The sequence below is a fragment of the Serinicoccus sediminis genome, from assembly GCF_004153545.1.
GTDB classification, from domain to species: domain Bacteria; phylum Actinomycetota; class Actinomycetes; order Actinomycetales; family Dermatophilaceae; genus Ornithinicoccus; species Ornithinicoccus sediminis_A.
The window spans coordinates 22,686-36,973 of record NZ_SDVA01000014.1 but is presented as its reverse complement, the minus strand read 5'-3'; the positions used below and the strand labels follow the sequence as shown (position 1 = coordinate 36,973).

Here is a 14,288-nt window from a genome sequence, read left to right as displayed (position 1 = left end):
CTCCCGCGGTGCCGGGCGGGGTCCCGTCGTCGGCAGCGGACCCCGAGGTCGGGTGGGCGTGAGCCTCCCGCCCCGTCTCAGCGGCTCGTGTCGAGGAGGAACATGCTCCACGAGGCCGGTGGGAGCTCCGCCCTGAGCTCGTCGTCGACCACGTCCGCGTGCGGGTGCTCGTGGGGCACGACACGGTCGGGATCCTGCTGGGTGTTGGCGGCGGTCGGGTCCGGGCCGCTCAGCACGACCGCCTCCACCAGGGTGGCGCCGCCGAGGCCGTGCAGACCGGTGGCGAGGGTCACCGTCTCGGTGGGGTGACGGTTGACCACGAAGACGGCCAGGCGTCCGGCGTCGGGGTCGTGCGTCGCGACCGCATCGAGCACGGGGACCTCGCCGTGACGCCGGGTCTGCAGGGTGGGCGCCTGCACCCGCAGGTCCAGCACCGTCCCGGTGGCGTGCCGGGAGGTCAGGGCGAAGGGGTGGAAGGTGGACTGCCGCCAGGCCGGCCCGCCGGGCTCGGTGCGGATGAGCGACAGGGTGTTGACGAGCTGGGCCTGGGATGCCGCCGTGACCCGGTCGGCGTGGCGGAGCAGGGTGATGAGCAGCGAGCCCACGACCACCGCGTCGAGCAGGGTGTAGGTGTCCTCGCTCCGGCGCGGCGCGACCTCCCACCGGTCGGTGGGGGTGTGCTCCTGCTCCTGCCACTGGTCCAGGTACCACACGTTCCACTCGTCGAAGGAGATGTCGATGCGCCGGTCCGACCCGAGGCGCGCGCCGACGTGGTCGGCGGTGGCGACGACCTGCTCGATGAAGCGGTCCATGTCGGCCGACGAGGCCAGGAAGCTGGCGTGGTCGTCGCCCTCCAGCTGGTAGTAGGCGTGCGCGGAGATGTGGTCGACCACGTCGTAGGTGTGCTCGAGGACGGTCGCCTCCCAGGCCCCGAAGGTCGGCATGTCCCGGCTGGAGGACCCGCAGGCGACGAGCTCCAGGTCGGGGTCGAGCTGGCGCATGGCCCGGGCGGTCTCCGCCGCGAGCCGGCCGTACTCCTCGGCCGTCCGGTGGCCGAGCTGCCAGGGGCCGTCCATCTCGTTGCCCAGGCACCACAGGCGTATGCCGTAGGGCTCGGGCGCCCCGTGCGCGACCCGCAGGTCCGACAGCGCGGTGCCGCAGGGGTGGTTGGCGTACTCCAGCAGGTCCATCGCCTCCTGGATGCCGCGGGTGCCCAGGTTGAGGGCTATCATCGGCTCGACACCGGCCTGCTCGACCCACCGCATGAACTCGCCCAGCCCGAACGCGTTGGTCTCCACGCTCCGCCACGCCGGCTCCAGCCGGGTCGGTCGGTCCTCCCGCGGGCCCACGCCGTCCTCCCAGCGGTAGCCGGAGACGAAGTTTCCCCCGGGGTAGCGCACGGTGGTCACGCCGAGCTCGCGGACGAGCTCGAGCACGTCCTCCCGGAAGCCGTCCGCGTCGGCCCTGGGGTGGCCGGGCTCGTAGAGACCGGTGTAGACGCACCGGCCCATGTGCTCGACGAAGGAGCCGAAGAGCCGACGGTTCACCGCGGCGACCACGAAGGCCGGGTCGACCGACACCCGGGCCGGCAGCCCGCTCACCGGGGGCCCTCCGGGCCGGGCGGGGCCGTGGAGGCGCGCGTGACGAGGCGGGTCTGCAGGCGCACGTGCGTGCGCTCGAGCTCCTCGCCGGCCAGCAGGGTGAGCAACATGTCCAGCGCCGTGCGGCCGAGGTCGCGCAGCGGCTGGGCCACGGTCGTGAGCGCCGGTTCGCTGACGGCCGACTCAGGCACGTTGTCGAACCCGACGACGGACAGGTCCTGCGGCACCCGCAGGCCCAGCTGGCGCGCGACCTCCACGGTGCGCAGCGCCATGAGGTCGTTGGCGGCGAAGACCGCCGTCGGACGGTCCTTGCGGTCGAGGATGAGGTGGGCCGGACCGACGGCCGACTCTGCGCGGAAGGAACCGGTGGCCAGCAGGGTCTCGTCGACCCGCAGCCCGGCGGCGGCCATGGCCTGGCGGAATCCCTGCTCGCGCAGCCTGGCCGACTCGAGGTCCTCACGCCCACGGATCATCCCGATGCGGGTGTGACCCATCCCCACCAGGTGCTCGACGGCGGAGCGGGCGCCCCCCACGTTGTCGGACTCCACGGTCGGGACGTCGTGGCTGCCGGTGTGCGGGTCGATGGCGACCACCGGCATCGCGGCCCCGGGCTCGACCACGGTGGGCGTGACGATGATCGCGCCGTCCAGCAGGGTGCCCCCCAGGCGGCGCAGCGAGCGCCGTTCCCAACCGACGGTCTCGCCGTGGGTGGCGCCGGCGAAGGCCAGCAGCTCGTAGTCGGTGTCGGCCATCGCCCCGGAGACACCCTTGAGCAGCTCGGTGCTGAACGGCTCGAACTCGGCGACCAGCACCCCGAGGATGCCGGTGTGCGCGCTGCGCAGGCTGCGGGCCAGCAGGCTGGTCTCGTAGCCCAGCTCGGCGATGACGGTGTGCACCCGCGCCGTGGTGGCGGCGGAGACGCCATACCTGCCGTTCACGACCTTGGAGACCGTCGCCACGGAGACGCCGGCCTGGCGCGCGACGTCCTCCATCCGCACGCGTCCACCGGTGATCATGGCGCCATTATCGACGGGTGCGCGGCAGGACCTGCTCAGGGCAGGTCCTGCCGCGCGTCGTCCGAGGGTCAGCGGCCCGAGCGCGGGGAGACGCCGGGCGTCGCCTCGCGCAGCGACGCGAGCATCGCGTGGTAGGCGGGCTTCGGGCCGAAGTCGTCGGTGAAGATCGTGGCCCAGTCCTCCCCGGGGAAGACGTCGGGCACCCACGAGTTGGCGTCCGGGAAGCCCCAGACCGTGAAGGACGTGCACGACGGCACGGCCAGGCAGGCCTCGAGCATGGCGTCGTGGCGCTCGGCGTGCAGCGTCACCTGCTCGGCCGTCGGCCCGTCCTGGCCGTCGGGGATCGGGACCCGCACATCAGCCTCCGTGACGGCGACGTCCAGACCGAGGGCCGCGAAACGCTCGAAGTTGGCCTGGATGGAGGTGTCGAAGCCGTACATCAGGCTCAGGTGGCCCTGGGCGCCGAAACCGTGCAGGGGCACCCCGTCGGCCAGCAGCTCCTGGGCCAGCGCGTAGTAGGCGTCGGTCTTGGTGTTGACCCCCTCGGCGTTGTAGTCGTTGAGGAACAGCCTGGCCTTCGGGTCGACCTCGTGCGCCCAGCGGAAGGTGTCGCCGATGAGCGCCACCGGGTCCTCGGCGCACGCCTTCAGGAAGGGGTTGGCCTCGGTCCGGAGGCGGACCCCGCCGGTGTCCCAGTCGTCCTGGAAGATCTCGTTGGCGACGTCCCACTCGTAGATCTCGCCCGCGTAGCGCCCGACGACCGTGCGGACGTGGTCCTCGAGCACGTCCCGCGCCTCCTGGCAGGTCCAGTCGTCGCTGGCGTCGATGACCCACTGCGGGTTCTGGCTGTGCCAGAGCAGGGTGTGCCCACGGACCTCCTGGTGGTGGGCGCGGGCGAAGTCCATGACCGCGTCGGCGCCGCTGAAGTCGTAGACCCCGGGCTCGGGGTGGATCTCGGCCCACTTCATGTCGTTCTCTGGGGTGATCGAGCCGAACTCGCGGGCCAGGACGCGCTGGTAGTCGGTGGGGTCGTGCTTGTCGTAGCCCGTCAGGTCGCGCTGGCCCCAGGCGGCACTGCCGATCTCGAGGTCGCGGGGTGCCTGGCGGCGCAGGGTGTCCTGGTGGCCGTGGGAGTGCTCCGGCGGGGCGGCCGAGGCTGCGGGCACGAGGGCGCCTGCGGCCACGGCGGTGCCGAGGACGCCCAGCGCCAGGGAACGGAAGGGGTGTCGCATCGTGGTGTCTCCTTTGACGGTGGTGATGGACGGAGGGGGGTATGGGGTGGTCAGGCAGCTGCGGTGACGTCGGCGCGGGCGGTGACGGACGGGGTGTCCTGGGTCAGCTCGACCTCCGCCGTGGCGCCCTCGGGGAGGCGGACGGCATACCGGCCGAGCCACCCGGTGAGCGGGACGCGACCGTCGGCGTCCGTGCGCACCGTCGTCGGTCCGAGCCACCACTCCTCCTTGACCAGACGCCGGAGCGCCTCGTAGGCGGGTTTGCGCGAGCCGTCCCGGCGCACCAGGCCGGCCGGCGCGTGCAGCCACGCCCAGCGGTCCCACAGCCCCCAGTAGGTGAGGGACTCGACTGCGGGGTGCGACAGGACGGTCCGGTAGTGGCGCTCGATCTCCTCCGCCTGCCGGGCCTCACCCTCGTGGGTGCTGGGCCAGCCGCCCGGCTGGACGACGTGGTCGTTGAGGTCCTCGACGTGGGACGGCATGAGGTCCCCTGAGACCAGCGTGGTCTCGGTCAGGTGCAGGGGCAGCCCGTGGCGGGAGAACCGGGCGAGGATCTCCAGCGTGCGCTCCTCGCCCCACCAGCCCTGGTGCATGTGGCTCTGCAGCCCGATCGCGTCGACCTGGATGCCGGCGTCGAGGACCTCCTCGACGAGCGCGTCGTAGGCCGGTGACATGTCGAAGTCGTTGAGCAGCAGCGTGACCGAGGGATGCGCGGCCCGGGCCGTCTCGACGGCGAGGCGGACCATGCCGACGCGCCCGAGGTGCCGGGCCAGCGGGGTGACGGCGTTGTCCTCGGCCTGGAAGTCGGGCATGATCACGGCCTCGTTGATGGCGTCCCAGGTGTCGATCAGCCCGGCGAAACCCGTGACCTCGCGGGTGATCCGCTGGCGCAGGAGTCCTTCCACCGTCTCCGGGTCGCGTCCCAGCAGCCACTGGGGAGCCAGCGTGTGCCAGGCGAGGGGGTGGCCCTTGAGGCGTACCCCGTGCCCGGCGAACCACTCGGCGCCCCGGTGCAGCCGATCGGTCTCCGGCGAGCCCTCCCGCGCCTCGAACTGTCCCCAGTAGAAGGGCAGCGTCGCGGTGTTGAACAGCTCCAGCCACTGGGCCGCCATGACGTCACGCTCGCGGTCGTCCGGGTCGTCGGCCCCGACCTCTTCGTGCGCCGACGTGGCGGCGGGCGGGAGCAGCTCGAAGCCGATGCAGCCGAGACCGACGGCGTGCTCGAGCTGCTCCACCACCACGTCCGTGTCGACCACGGGCCTCCCGTGGGCGTCCCGGACCTCGATGACCGTGGCGGCTGTCCGGTGCGCGAGCGACGGGTCCGGTCGCAGCGCCGTCGAGGGGGAGCGGGGTGCGGCCACCGGGATACCTCCATTGGTTGTGTCCCAAAACTATCTCGGCAAAACTAACCCGTCGTCCTCCACCACGCAACCCCTGCCGGTGCGTAGGCTGGGCGCATGCCCACCCTCGCCGCAGCGGCCGCTCCGGTCCTCGCCCACCAGTCGACGCTGCGCGAGAGCAACCTGGCCGTGGTCCTGCGGTGCGTGTGCGCCTCGCCCGAACCGGTGTCGCGGGCAGGTGTGGCGTCGGCGACCGGTCTGACCCGCTCGACGGTCTCGCGGCTCGTCGACGAGCTGGTCGCCGGCGGCCTGGTCGACGAGGGCACCGCGCGGCTGGCCGGTCCGGGACGTCCCGCGACGCCGCTGCGACCGGCGCGCCGCATCTGCGCGGTGGGGCTGCAGGTCAACGCGGCGCACGTCGCGGCCCGCCTCATCGACCTGCGGGGCGAGGTCGTCGCCGAGTCACGGTCCGAGCCCGACCTCGTCGGCTCCGACCCGGCGCGGGCGCTCGGTCTGCTGGGTGGGCACCTCGCCGAGGTCCTGCCGGCGGCTCCCGAGCACGGCCGGATCGTGGGGGCGGGCCTGGCGCTGCCCGGGGTGGTGGACGCCTCCGGGGAACGCCTGCTGCGGGCCCCCAACCTCGACTGGCGCGACGTCGAGCCCGTGGCGGGCCTGCGTGGTCAGCTGCACGACATACCCCTGACACTGGGCAACGAGGCCAACCTCGGCGCTCACGCCTTCGCCCAGCCCGCACCCGGCCGGCGGGGTCGATCGAGCCACTTCGTCTACGTCTCCGGCGAGATCGGCATCGGCGGCGCGGTCGTCACGGACTCGCTGGTGCAGTCCGGGCTGCACGGTTTCGCCGGGGAGATCGGTCACATGCCGTTCCGGCCGGGCGGGGACCCCTGCCCCTGCGGCTCCGACGGGTGCCTGGAGCGGTATGCGGGTCGCCTCGCCATGACCCGTCGCGCGGGCCTGCCCCCGTCCACGACGCTCGCCGAGCTCGGGCAGCGGGCCGAGGAGGGGCACGCCGGCAGCCGGGAGGCGATCGAGCTCGCCGCCGAGGCGCTCGGGGTGGTCCTCGCCGGCGTCGTCAACCTGCTCGACGTGCCGACGATCGTGCTCGGCGGCGAGATCGGCGACCTGGCGCCGCGCATCGCCCCCGTCGTCGAGGCACGGGTGCGGGCCCGGGTCATGGCCGCGGGCTGGATGCCCCTGGAGGTCTGCCAGGACCCCGACGACGTCGCGGGGGCCACCGGCGGGGCGTTGGTGCACCTGACCCAGGTCGTGACGAGCCCCGCCGTCGTCCTGGCCGCCGGGGGAGGAGAAGCGTGCTGACCGACCTGCCGCTGGAGCAGCTGCGCACCTACCGTCCGGAGGTGCCCGAGCCGGAGGACTTCGACGACTTCTGGTCCTCGACCCTGGTCCAGGCCCGGGCGGCCGGTGCGGAGGCGACCAGTGTCCCGGCCGCCACCCCGGTGACGCAGGTGCGGGTCGAGGACGTGACCTTCCCCGGGTTCGGCGGCGAGCCGGTCCGGGCGTGGTTCGTCGCGCCCCGGTCGCAGGAGCGGCTGCCCTGCGTGGTCGAGTTCCTCGGCTACGGCGGCGGTCGCGGCCTGCCGCACGAGCGCCTGGGGTATGCGGCGTCGGGCTTCGCGCACCTCGTCATGGACACCCGGGGCCAGGCGTCCACCTGGGGCTCCGGCGGAGGCACCCCGGACCCGCACGGCTCCGGACCGGCCTTCCCCGGCGTGATGACGCGAGGGATCGAGTCGCCGCAGACCTACTACTACCGCCGGCTCGTCACCGACGCGGTCCGCGCCGTCGACCACGTGCTCACGCGTCCGGACGTCGACCCCCGGCGGGTCGCCGTGGCTGGCACCAGCCAGGGCGGGGGGCTGGCGCTCGCCGCCGGCGCGCTGCACCGTGACGTCGCCGCGGTCAACGCCGACGTGCCCTTCCTGTGCCACTTCGAGCGGGCCCTGGCTGTCACCGACGCCGCGCCCTACGCCGAGATCACCGCCTACCTCGCGGTGCACCGCAACGCCGCCGAGCAGGTGTTCCGCACGCTGTCCTACGTCGACGGGGTCACCATGGCCCGGCGCATCACCGTGCCCACCATGGTGTCGGTCGCGCTCATGGACGCCACCTGCCCGCCGTCGACGGTCTTCGCCGCGGCCCACGCGCTCCCCACCCCGCCGCAGCTCGAGATCTACCCGTTCAACGACCACGAGGGCGGCGCCCAGGAGCAGTGGCTGCGCACGGTCGCGTGGTTGGGCGGGGTGCTCGGGGCGTGAGCACCCGGGGGAGTGCTCGCGGGTACGCCTACCCGTCCGAGGCCGGGACGGCGACGCCCAGGGAGGTGAGCAGGTCGACGACCCGCCCGCGGATGGCGTCCCGGATGGGACGCACGGCCTCCACGCCCTGGCCGGCGGGGTCGTCCACCGGCCAGTCCTCGTAGCGTTTCCCGGGGAAGATGGGGCAGGCGTCGCCGCAGCCCATGGTGACGACGACGTCGGAGCGTCGGACGGAGTCGGTGGTGAGGACGGCGGGGCGGGCCTGGCTGATGTCGATGCCGACCTCGCGCATGGCCTCGACCGCGGCGGGGTTGACCGTGTCCGCGGGTGCGGACCCGGCGGACCGGACCTCGACGGCGTCGCCGGCGAGGTGGGCGAGCCAGGCCTGGGCCATCTGTGAGCGTCCGGCGTTGTGCACGCAGACGAAGAGGACGGAGGGTGGGGGGTTGCTGGTCACGGGCACTCCTGGGGCGGTGGGAAGGGGGCGTGATGAGGTCTAGTCCAGGACGTCGCGCAGGAGCGCAGTGACGCGGGCCTGGAGGTCGTCGCGGATGTCGCGCACGGTGTCGAGGTCGGCGCCGTCGGGGTCGGGAACCTTCCAGTCCTCGTAGCGGCGGCCCGGGTAGACGGGGCAGGCGTCGCCGCAGCCCATGGTGATGATGACGTCGGCGGCGCGGGTCACGGAGTCGGTGAGGGGCTTGGGGTACGCCTCGGTCAGGGAGATCCCTCGTTCCGCCAGGACCTGGACGACCAGCGGGTTGAGCTCCTGGGAGGGGCGTGAGCCGGCGGACCGCACGTGCACGCGCCCGTTGGACAGGTGCTCGGCCAGGGCTGCGGCCATCTGGGAGCGGCCGGCGTTGTGCACGCACACGAACAGCAGCTCGGGGACCTTCTTGGTGAGGCGTCCCTCTGCCTGGGCTGCCGCGCTCAGCCGTTCCCGTGCGTCCTTGGCCACGAGCACGGGAAGGAACGTGGGGATCGTCGAGACGGTCTCCAGCTGCTGCCGGGCCTGGTCCACGGCGAGCTGGACCGACTCGCGGGAGAAGGTCCCCTCGTAGGAGTACGTCAGGTCCTCGACGATAGCGGTGTAGGCGTCGGGCCGGGTGGTGGTCATGCTGTCTCCTGGGTGGGGGAGGGGCTGGCCCCGGAGCGGCGTCGCAGGGCCAGTGACACGTAGACGAGGGCGACGAGGACGGGCACCTCGATGAGCGGCCCGACGACGCCGGCCAGGGCCTGGCCCGAGGTGACCCCGAAGGTGGCGACCGCGACCGCGATGGCGAGCTCGAAGTTGTTGCCGGCGGCGGTGAAGGCCAGGGTGGTGGTGCGCTCGTAGCCGAGGCCCAGGGCGTTCCCGAGGGCGTAGCCACCGCCCCACATGATGGCGAAGTAGGCCAGGAGCGGCAGGGCGATCCGGGCGACGTCGAGGGGCTGGCTCGTGATGCGCTCGCCCTGCAGGGCGAAGAGCAGGACGATCGTGAACAGCAGCCCGAGCAGCGCCAGCGGAGAGATGCGCGGCAGGAAGGTGTCCTCGTACCACTCCCGGCCCCTGGCCCGTTCGCCCAGGATGCGGGACAGGTATCCGGCGAGCAGCGGGACGCCGAGGAAGACGAGCACGGAGACCGCGATCTGGGCGAAGGAGACGTCGAGGGCGCTCTGCTCCAGGCCGAGCCACCCGGGCAGGAGGGTCAGGTAGAACCATCCGAGCCCGGCGAAGGCGACGACCTGGAACACCGAGTTCAGGGCGACGAGCAGGGCGGCGGCCTCGCGGTCGCCGCACGCCAGGTCGTTCCAGATGATGACCATCGCGATGCAGCGGGCGAGTCCGACGATCACGAGGCCGGTGCGGTACTCGGGCAGGTCGGGCAGGAGCATCCACGCGAGGGCGAACATCAGGGCGGGGCCGAAGACCCAGTTGAGGACCAGCGAGGCGACCAGCAGCCGACGGTCGGACGTCACCGCTCCGAGGCGGTCGTACCGCACCTTGGCCAACGGCGGGTACATCATGACCAGCAGCCCCACGGCGATGGGGAGCGAGATGCCGTGCAGCTGCACCGCGTCGAGCGTCGGGCCCAGCCCGGGGACCGCCCGGCCCAGCGCGAGCCCGAGGACCATGGCGACCCCGATCCAGACGGGCAGGTAACGGTCGAGGGTGGACAGCCGGCCGCCCACCTGCGTCGGCGCGTCCTGGACGGTCGTCACGCGTCGGCACCGGCGGGCGCGCAGCACTCCGGGGCGAGGTCCAGGACCGGCAGCGACGACGTGGCGGGACGGGCGTCCGCAGGGTTCTCGTCCTTGACGACGTAGACCTCCCAGGGGGCCCCGGCGGGGTCGTGCACCCAGACCTTGTCCTGCAGGGCGTAGCAGCACGTGGTGTCGTTCTCGTCGAAGGTGGCCAGACCGCTGTCCGTCAGGCGGGTGCGAGCCCCTGCCACCTCCTCGACGCTGTCGACCTCGACGCCGAGGTGGTTCAGGGCACCCTTGGGGCCGCTGCCGCGGGTGGTCTGGTCGGTCTGGATGAGCACGAGCTTGAGCGGCGGCTCGGTGATGGCGAAGTTGGCGTAGCCCGGGCGGCGCTTGTGCGGGCCGACGCCGAAGAGGGTGGAGTAGAAGTCGACGGACGCGTCGAGGTCGACGACGTCGAGAGCGAGCTGCACGCGGCTCATGTGGCGGTTCCTTCCAGACGAGGCATATCGATGGGTGTCGATGGGATAGATCGTGGCACCTCAGATCGACATATGTCAATATGGAGGTATGACGATCGCACCAGTGCCCGACGGCCGCGCCGAGCTCGCCCAGGCGGTCGAGCGCTGCTGCGCCACCGAGGGCAGCTCGCCCGTCATGCGTGCGGACGCTGAGCTCGTGGCCCGTCTCCTCAAGGCCGTCGCGGACCCGGTGCGCCTGCAGATCCTCGGCATCGTGCGCTGCTCCCCCGGGATGGAGGTGTGCGCGTGCGACCTGCCCGCCCCCCTCGGCATCGCCCAGCCCACGGTGAGCCATCACCTCAAGATCCTCGTCGAGGCCGGACTGCTCACCCGTGAGCGCCGCGGTCAGTGGGCGTGGTTCACCCTCGTGCCCGACCGGCTCTCCCTGGCCCGCCGCGCCCTGGAGGTGTAGCGCAGCGGCCGTCGGGACGCCTCGTCAGGCCCGGTTCCGGGCGATGGCGACGCGCAGCCGCGCGGAGAAGCCGGTGCCCTCCACGTCGAGGAACCACCCGGGCCGGGACCCGATCTCCGTGAGGTGCTGCACGGGCGCCTTCACGCCGAGGTGCTCGTGCTCCGTTGCGAGCCGGCGCAGCTCGTCGACGGTCCTGGCGTCGCGGTCGCCGAGGTACTGCTCGCCGGTGTGGAGGAAGAGCTCCGCGCGGGTGGTGCCCGGGAAGACCTGGACGTAGTACTGCTTGCGGAAGATGACGTTGTCGGAGAAGCCGATGCCCCGGCTGTCGCGCTCCCCGACATAGAGGTCGAGACGGAAGACCAGCCCCGGCCCGTTCGCCCCCGGCCGGGGCCGTCCGTCCATCCACCCCTCCCAGATGAGCCGGTCCGGACCGGCCCAGCCGGTGGTCTCGTCACCCTGGTGGGACAGCGGCTTGCGCAGCTCGCTCGCCAGGTCGGGGAGGTCGTCGCCGAGGTCGTCCCTGCGGAACGGTCCGTAGCAGTTCTCCGCCTCGGGGCTCTGGTGGAAGAGCTCGAAGTCGACATACCTCGGCTTGATGCTGACGCCGAAGTAGAACTCGCTGCTGCCGAACCAGTCCTTGCCGCGGGTGATCCGGGCCCGCTCCAGCCAGAGGAAGACCTTGTGCGTGCCGTGGAGGAAGCGCATCGCGATCTCGTAGGTCTCGCGTGAGTTCACGACCGAGTCCGGCCCACCGTGGCTCTTGTGCACGAAGGTGCGCGGCGCGCCGGGCAGCTGGGCGGCCGAGTGCTTGACGAGACCGTCGCTCCGGTTGGTCGCCAGGCTGCCCTCGTCGAGCAGGGTCGAGAGCCGGTTGAGCACGCTGGCCGCGCCCACCGCGTAGCTGCGGTAGTTGGTGCCCACGACGGTCAGGATGCGCTGGACCGGGAACACCTTCTCCAGCTCGAGGAACCCTGTGCTGTCGGGGGAGAACGACTCCAGCTCGTCCGACCCCGCCCGGGCGCCCGGGAGCGAGTCGACGAGCCAACGGGGGAGGCGCTGGAAGGCGATGCCGCGGTGCGGGGTCCCCAGGGTCACGACGCGGTGCACCAGGCGCGCTGCCGACCCCTGCTCCCGCCGGTCCATGGCGAGCAGCGCCTCCCGCATCACGAGCCCACCCATGCTGTGGCACACCAGGTCCACCCCGTCGAAGCTCCCCGGTCGCTGTCGCTCCACGGCCTTGCGGATCAACCCGACGAGCTGCTCGAGCCCCTCGCCGTACCGCTCCAGCGACCGCGGGGACAGGTCGTAGAACCGGTACACCCACAGCGTCCCGTTGGCCGCCTCCCTCAGGACCCGGGCCGCGACCACGTGGTCGACGACCACCGTGCCCTCGGTGTCCTGGGGGTCCCAGCCCCCCAGGTCGCCACCGGGGGAGGTGACCGGGCTGGAGTAGTACCCCACCACGTTCGTGGCGTCGGTGTAGGGGTAGTTCGTCGACTTCAGCGCACGCAGGAGGAAGCCCTCGTAGATGTAGTTGTCACCGCGCCGGCCCGGGTAGACCGTGCCCTCGTTGAAGCCCTGGTAGGCGTTGGCCTGCTCGGAGGAGATGTCCAGGCCGCCGAACCCACGCACGAGGATCAGCGGTCGGGTCGTCACAGCATCCATCGGGACTCCTCAGAGCGATGGTCATCCTCTCCCTCGTGGTCTAGCACAGAGCGGGGACGGGCGGAAGGGGCAATCTGCGAGCCGCAGGCCGGGGTCAGCGCCGAGGTGCGCGGTCGACGAAGCCGCTCTCGAACGCCCAGATGACGACCTCGACCCGGTTGCGGGCCCCGACCTTCGCCATGATCGCGCCGACGTGGGTCTTCACCGTGCTCAGCGAGAGATAGAGCTCACCGGCGATCTCGGTGTTCGTCCGGCCGGCCGCCAGGAGGTCGAGGACCTCATCCTCCCGTGCCGTCAGCGGTTCGACGGGCTGCCGGGCCGCCCCCTCCCGGCCCGCGGCGAAGGTCCGCAGGAGCCGTGCCGTCACCGCGGGGGCGATGAGCGCGTCACCGTCCGCCGCCGCTCGGACGGCGCGAGCGAGCAGGTCCGGGTCGGCGTCCTTGAGGAGGAACCCCCGGGCACCGGCCCGCAGCGCGTCGTAGACGTACTCGTCCTCGTCGAACGTCGTGATGACGATGACGGGGACCGGTTCAACCACCTCGGGACCGGCCACCCGTCTGGTCGCCTCGATCCCGTCGAGGTGCGGCATCCGGATGTCGAAGAGGCAGACGTCCGGGCGCAGGGACCGGACCAGCGCGACCGCCTCCAGCCCGTCCCGCGCCTGCCCGACCACCTCGATCGACGGCTGAGCGTCCAGGATGGTCGCGAGCCCGACCCGGACCATGTCCTGGTCGTCAGCGATGAGCACCCGCATCGGTCTCCTCCCCGTCGTGTCGCCCGGCCCCCGCGGGGAGGGGGACGACGGCCTCCACGGTCCACCCGCCGGCGGGGTCCGGACCGGCCCGCACCGTCCCGCCCAGCAGGCTGAAGCGCTCGCGCATACCCGCCAGGCCGTACGCCGGGGTCGCGCGGCGCGTCCGGGTGGGGGTCACCCGGCCGTCGTCGTGGACCCGCAGCCGCGCCGTCCCCGCTCCCCGGGTCAACGAGATCGCCACCCGGGTGGGCTCGACGGCGTGGCGCCGGGCGTTCGTCACCGCCTCCTGGGCGGCGCGGTAGAGCGCCGACCCGACCGGGCCGGCGAGGTGGCAGAGGTCGTCGTCGAGCGACACGGAGATCCCCGGGCCTCCGCTGTGCACATCCGCCAGCATCGCGATGTCCCCGGCCCCGGGCGGTGGCGTCCGGCCCGGGCCGTCCTCGTCCGTGCCGCGCAGGAGGGCGACCATGGCACGCATGTCGTCCAGCGTGCGCTGGGCGGCGCCCTCCACGTCGTCCATCGCGGCGGCCGCCGCCCCGGGATCGGTCCGCGCCCGCACCCTGGCAGCGCGGGCGTGCAGGAGGATGCCGGAGACGTGGTGGGCCACCGTGTCGTGCAGGTCGCGGGCCAGGCGCTCGCGCTCCCGCATCCGCACCGCCTCCTTGGCGCGCACCTGCGACGACGCCCAGGACCGCGTCAGGACCCCCAGGGCGACCGGCAGCATCAGCGCACCGACGCCGATGGCCATGGACGCGCCGCTGGAGGCGTAGAGCGGTTCGCGCAGCAGGTGGGTCGCCAGCAGGAAGGCCGACCCGACGAGCACGCCGCGGCCGCTGGCCCACCGCCCCAGGGAGTACGCGAGGAGGAGCACGACCGCGGTGACGTTGAGCACGCTGTAGGGCTGGCCGGCCAGGGCGGGGACCACACCGGCCACCGTCTGCGCCCCGTAGGCGAGCACGAGCATCGTCACCGGGTGCTGGCGACGCCCGAGCAGCGTGGCGGCACAGACCAGTGCCCACACCGCCTGCCAGACCGGCCACACCATGTCGGTCCGGAGGCCTGCCTCGAGGACCGTCACCGGCACGAGCCCGGCGACCAGGGCCCGGTCCCACCACGCCGTCCCCGCCGGTGCCACGGCCCGCGGTTCGTCCCAGAGCGCGCGCAGCGCGGCTGCGGCCATGTCTCCAGCCTAGAGGCAGGCGGGCCCCCGGCGTCTAGGTCGTCCTTTCGGCCAGCCACGACGGCACCTGGGCACGAGCCGGTGGTGGC

Annotated in this window: 14 protein-coding genes; 3 read left to right on the top strand and 11 right to left on the bottom strand. The window is 72.8% G+C overall.

Going from position 1 to position 14,288, the window contains the following annotated elements:
- Nucleotides 1–77: 77 nt before the first annotated feature.
- The 4 genes from arfA to EUS26_RS12985 all read right to left on the bottom strand — a co-directional run bounded on the left by arfA (nucleotide 78) and on the right by EUS26_RS12985 (nucleotide 5,210).
- Nucleotides 78–1,601 carry an arabinosylfuranosidase ArfA gene (gene arfA, locus EUS26_RS13000; protein WP_238148977.1) on the bottom strand — a complete coding sequence of 508 codons (1,524 nt, stop codon included), beginning with the start codon at nucleotides 1,599–1,601 and terminating at the stop codon, nucleotides 78–80.
- On the bottom strand, nucleotides 1,598–2,617 hold the full coding sequence (locus EUS26_RS12995; RefSeq protein WP_130014256.1) for a LacI family DNA-binding transcriptional regulator: 1,020 nt from the start codon (nucleotides 2,615–2,617) through the stop codon (nucleotides 1,598–1,600). Before EUS26_RS12995 ends, arfA begins: the two co-directional genes overlap by 4 nt.
- A gap of 68 nt (nucleotides 2,618–2,685) precedes the next feature.
- Nucleotides 2,686–3,849: an endo-1,4-beta-xylanase gene (locus EUS26_RS12990; RefSeq protein WP_130014255.1), complete on the bottom strand. Its 1,164-nt coding sequence runs from the start codon at nucleotides 3,847–3,849 to the stop codon at nucleotides 2,686–2,688.
- A 50-nt stretch (nucleotides 3,850–3,899) separates the two neighbouring features.
- Nucleotides 3,900–5,210 carry an endo-1,4-beta-xylanase gene (locus EUS26_RS12985; RefSeq protein ID WP_238148976.1) on the bottom strand — a complete coding sequence of 437 codons (1,311 nt, stop codon included), beginning with the start codon at nucleotides 5,208–5,210 and terminating at the stop codon, nucleotides 3,900–3,902.
- A 96-nt stretch (nucleotides 5,211–5,306) separates the two neighbouring features.
- Here EUS26_RS12985 and EUS26_RS12980 point away from each other — a divergent pair, with 96 nt between their 5' ends.
- Both EUS26_RS12980 and EUS26_RS12975 read left to right on the top strand, forming a co-directional pair.
- Nucleotides 5,307–6,527, top strand: a complete 1,221-nt coding sequence (locus EUS26_RS12980; protein ID WP_130014254.1) for an ROK family transcriptional regulator — start codon at nucleotides 5,307–5,309, stop codon at nucleotides 6,525–6,527.
- A complete protein-coding gene (locus EUS26_RS12975) occupies nucleotides 6,521–7,486 on the top strand; it encodes an acetylxylan esterase (protein WP_130014253.1) in 966 nt (321 codons plus the stop codon). The genes EUS26_RS12980 and EUS26_RS12975 overlap by 7 nt, the downstream gene beginning before the upstream one ends.
- Nucleotides 7,487–7,514: 28 nt before the next feature.
- On the opposite strand, the gene EUS26_RS12970 is transcribed toward EUS26_RS12975, so the two are convergent.
- From EUS26_RS12970 to EUS26_RS12955, 4 genes are all read right to left on the bottom strand, one after another.
- Entirely contained in the window at nucleotides 7,515–7,943 is a 429-nt protein-coding gene (locus EUS26_RS12970; protein ID WP_272947967.1) for an arsenate reductase ArsC, read from the bottom strand.
- Between the two features lie 39 nt (nucleotides 7,944–7,982).
- On the bottom strand, nucleotides 7,983–8,600 hold the full coding sequence (locus EUS26_RS12965) for an arsenate reductase ArsC (protein WP_130014251.1): 618 nt from the start codon (nucleotides 8,598–8,600) through the stop codon (nucleotides 7,983–7,985).
- Nucleotides 8,597–9,598, bottom strand: coding sequence for an ACR3 family arsenite efflux transporter (arsB, locus tag EUS26_RS12960; protein ID WP_238148982.1), 1,002 nt, complete (start codon nucleotides 9,596–9,598; stop codon nucleotides 8,597–8,599). The genes EUS26_RS12965 and arsB overlap by 4 nt, the downstream gene beginning before the upstream one ends.
- Before the next feature lie 83 nt (nucleotides 9,599–9,681).
- Nucleotides 9,682–10,149, bottom strand: coding sequence for an ArsI/CadI family heavy metal resistance metalloenzyme (locus EUS26_RS12955; RefSeq protein WP_130014249.1), 468 nt, complete (start codon nucleotides 10,147–10,149; stop codon nucleotides 9,682–9,684).
- Between the two features lie 88 nt (nucleotides 10,150–10,237).
- Here EUS26_RS12955 and EUS26_RS12950 point away from each other — a divergent pair, with 88 nt between their 5' ends.
- Nucleotides 10,238–10,600: an ArsR/SmtB family transcription factor gene (locus EUS26_RS12950; RefSeq protein WP_130014248.1), complete on the top strand. Its 363-nt coding sequence runs from the start codon at nucleotides 10,238–10,240 to the stop codon at nucleotides 10,598–10,600.
- Nucleotides 10,601–10,624: 24 nt separating this feature from the next.
- On the opposite strand, the gene EUS26_RS12945 is transcribed toward EUS26_RS12950, so the two are convergent.
- The 3 genes from EUS26_RS12945 to EUS26_RS12935 all read right to left on the bottom strand — a co-directional run bounded on the left by EUS26_RS12945 (nucleotide 10,625) and on the right by EUS26_RS12935 (nucleotide 14,199).
- On the bottom strand, nucleotides 10,625–12,265 hold the full coding sequence (locus EUS26_RS12945) for an esterase/lipase family protein (protein WP_130014247.1): 1,641 nt from the start codon (nucleotides 12,263–12,265) through the stop codon (nucleotides 10,625–10,627).
- A gap of 94 nt (nucleotides 12,266–12,359) precedes the next feature.
- On the bottom strand, nucleotides 12,360–13,019 hold the full coding sequence (locus EUS26_RS12940) for a response regulator transcription factor (protein WP_130014246.1): 660 nt from the start codon (nucleotides 13,017–13,019) through the stop codon (nucleotides 12,360–12,362).
- Nucleotides 13,000–14,199, bottom strand: coding sequence for a sensor histidine kinase (locus EUS26_RS12935; RefSeq protein WP_130014245.1), 1,200 nt, complete (start codon nucleotides 14,197–14,199; stop codon nucleotides 13,000–13,002). Before EUS26_RS12935 ends, EUS26_RS12940 begins: the two co-directional genes overlap by 20 nt.
- Nucleotides 14,200–14,288: the final 89 nt, after the last annotated feature.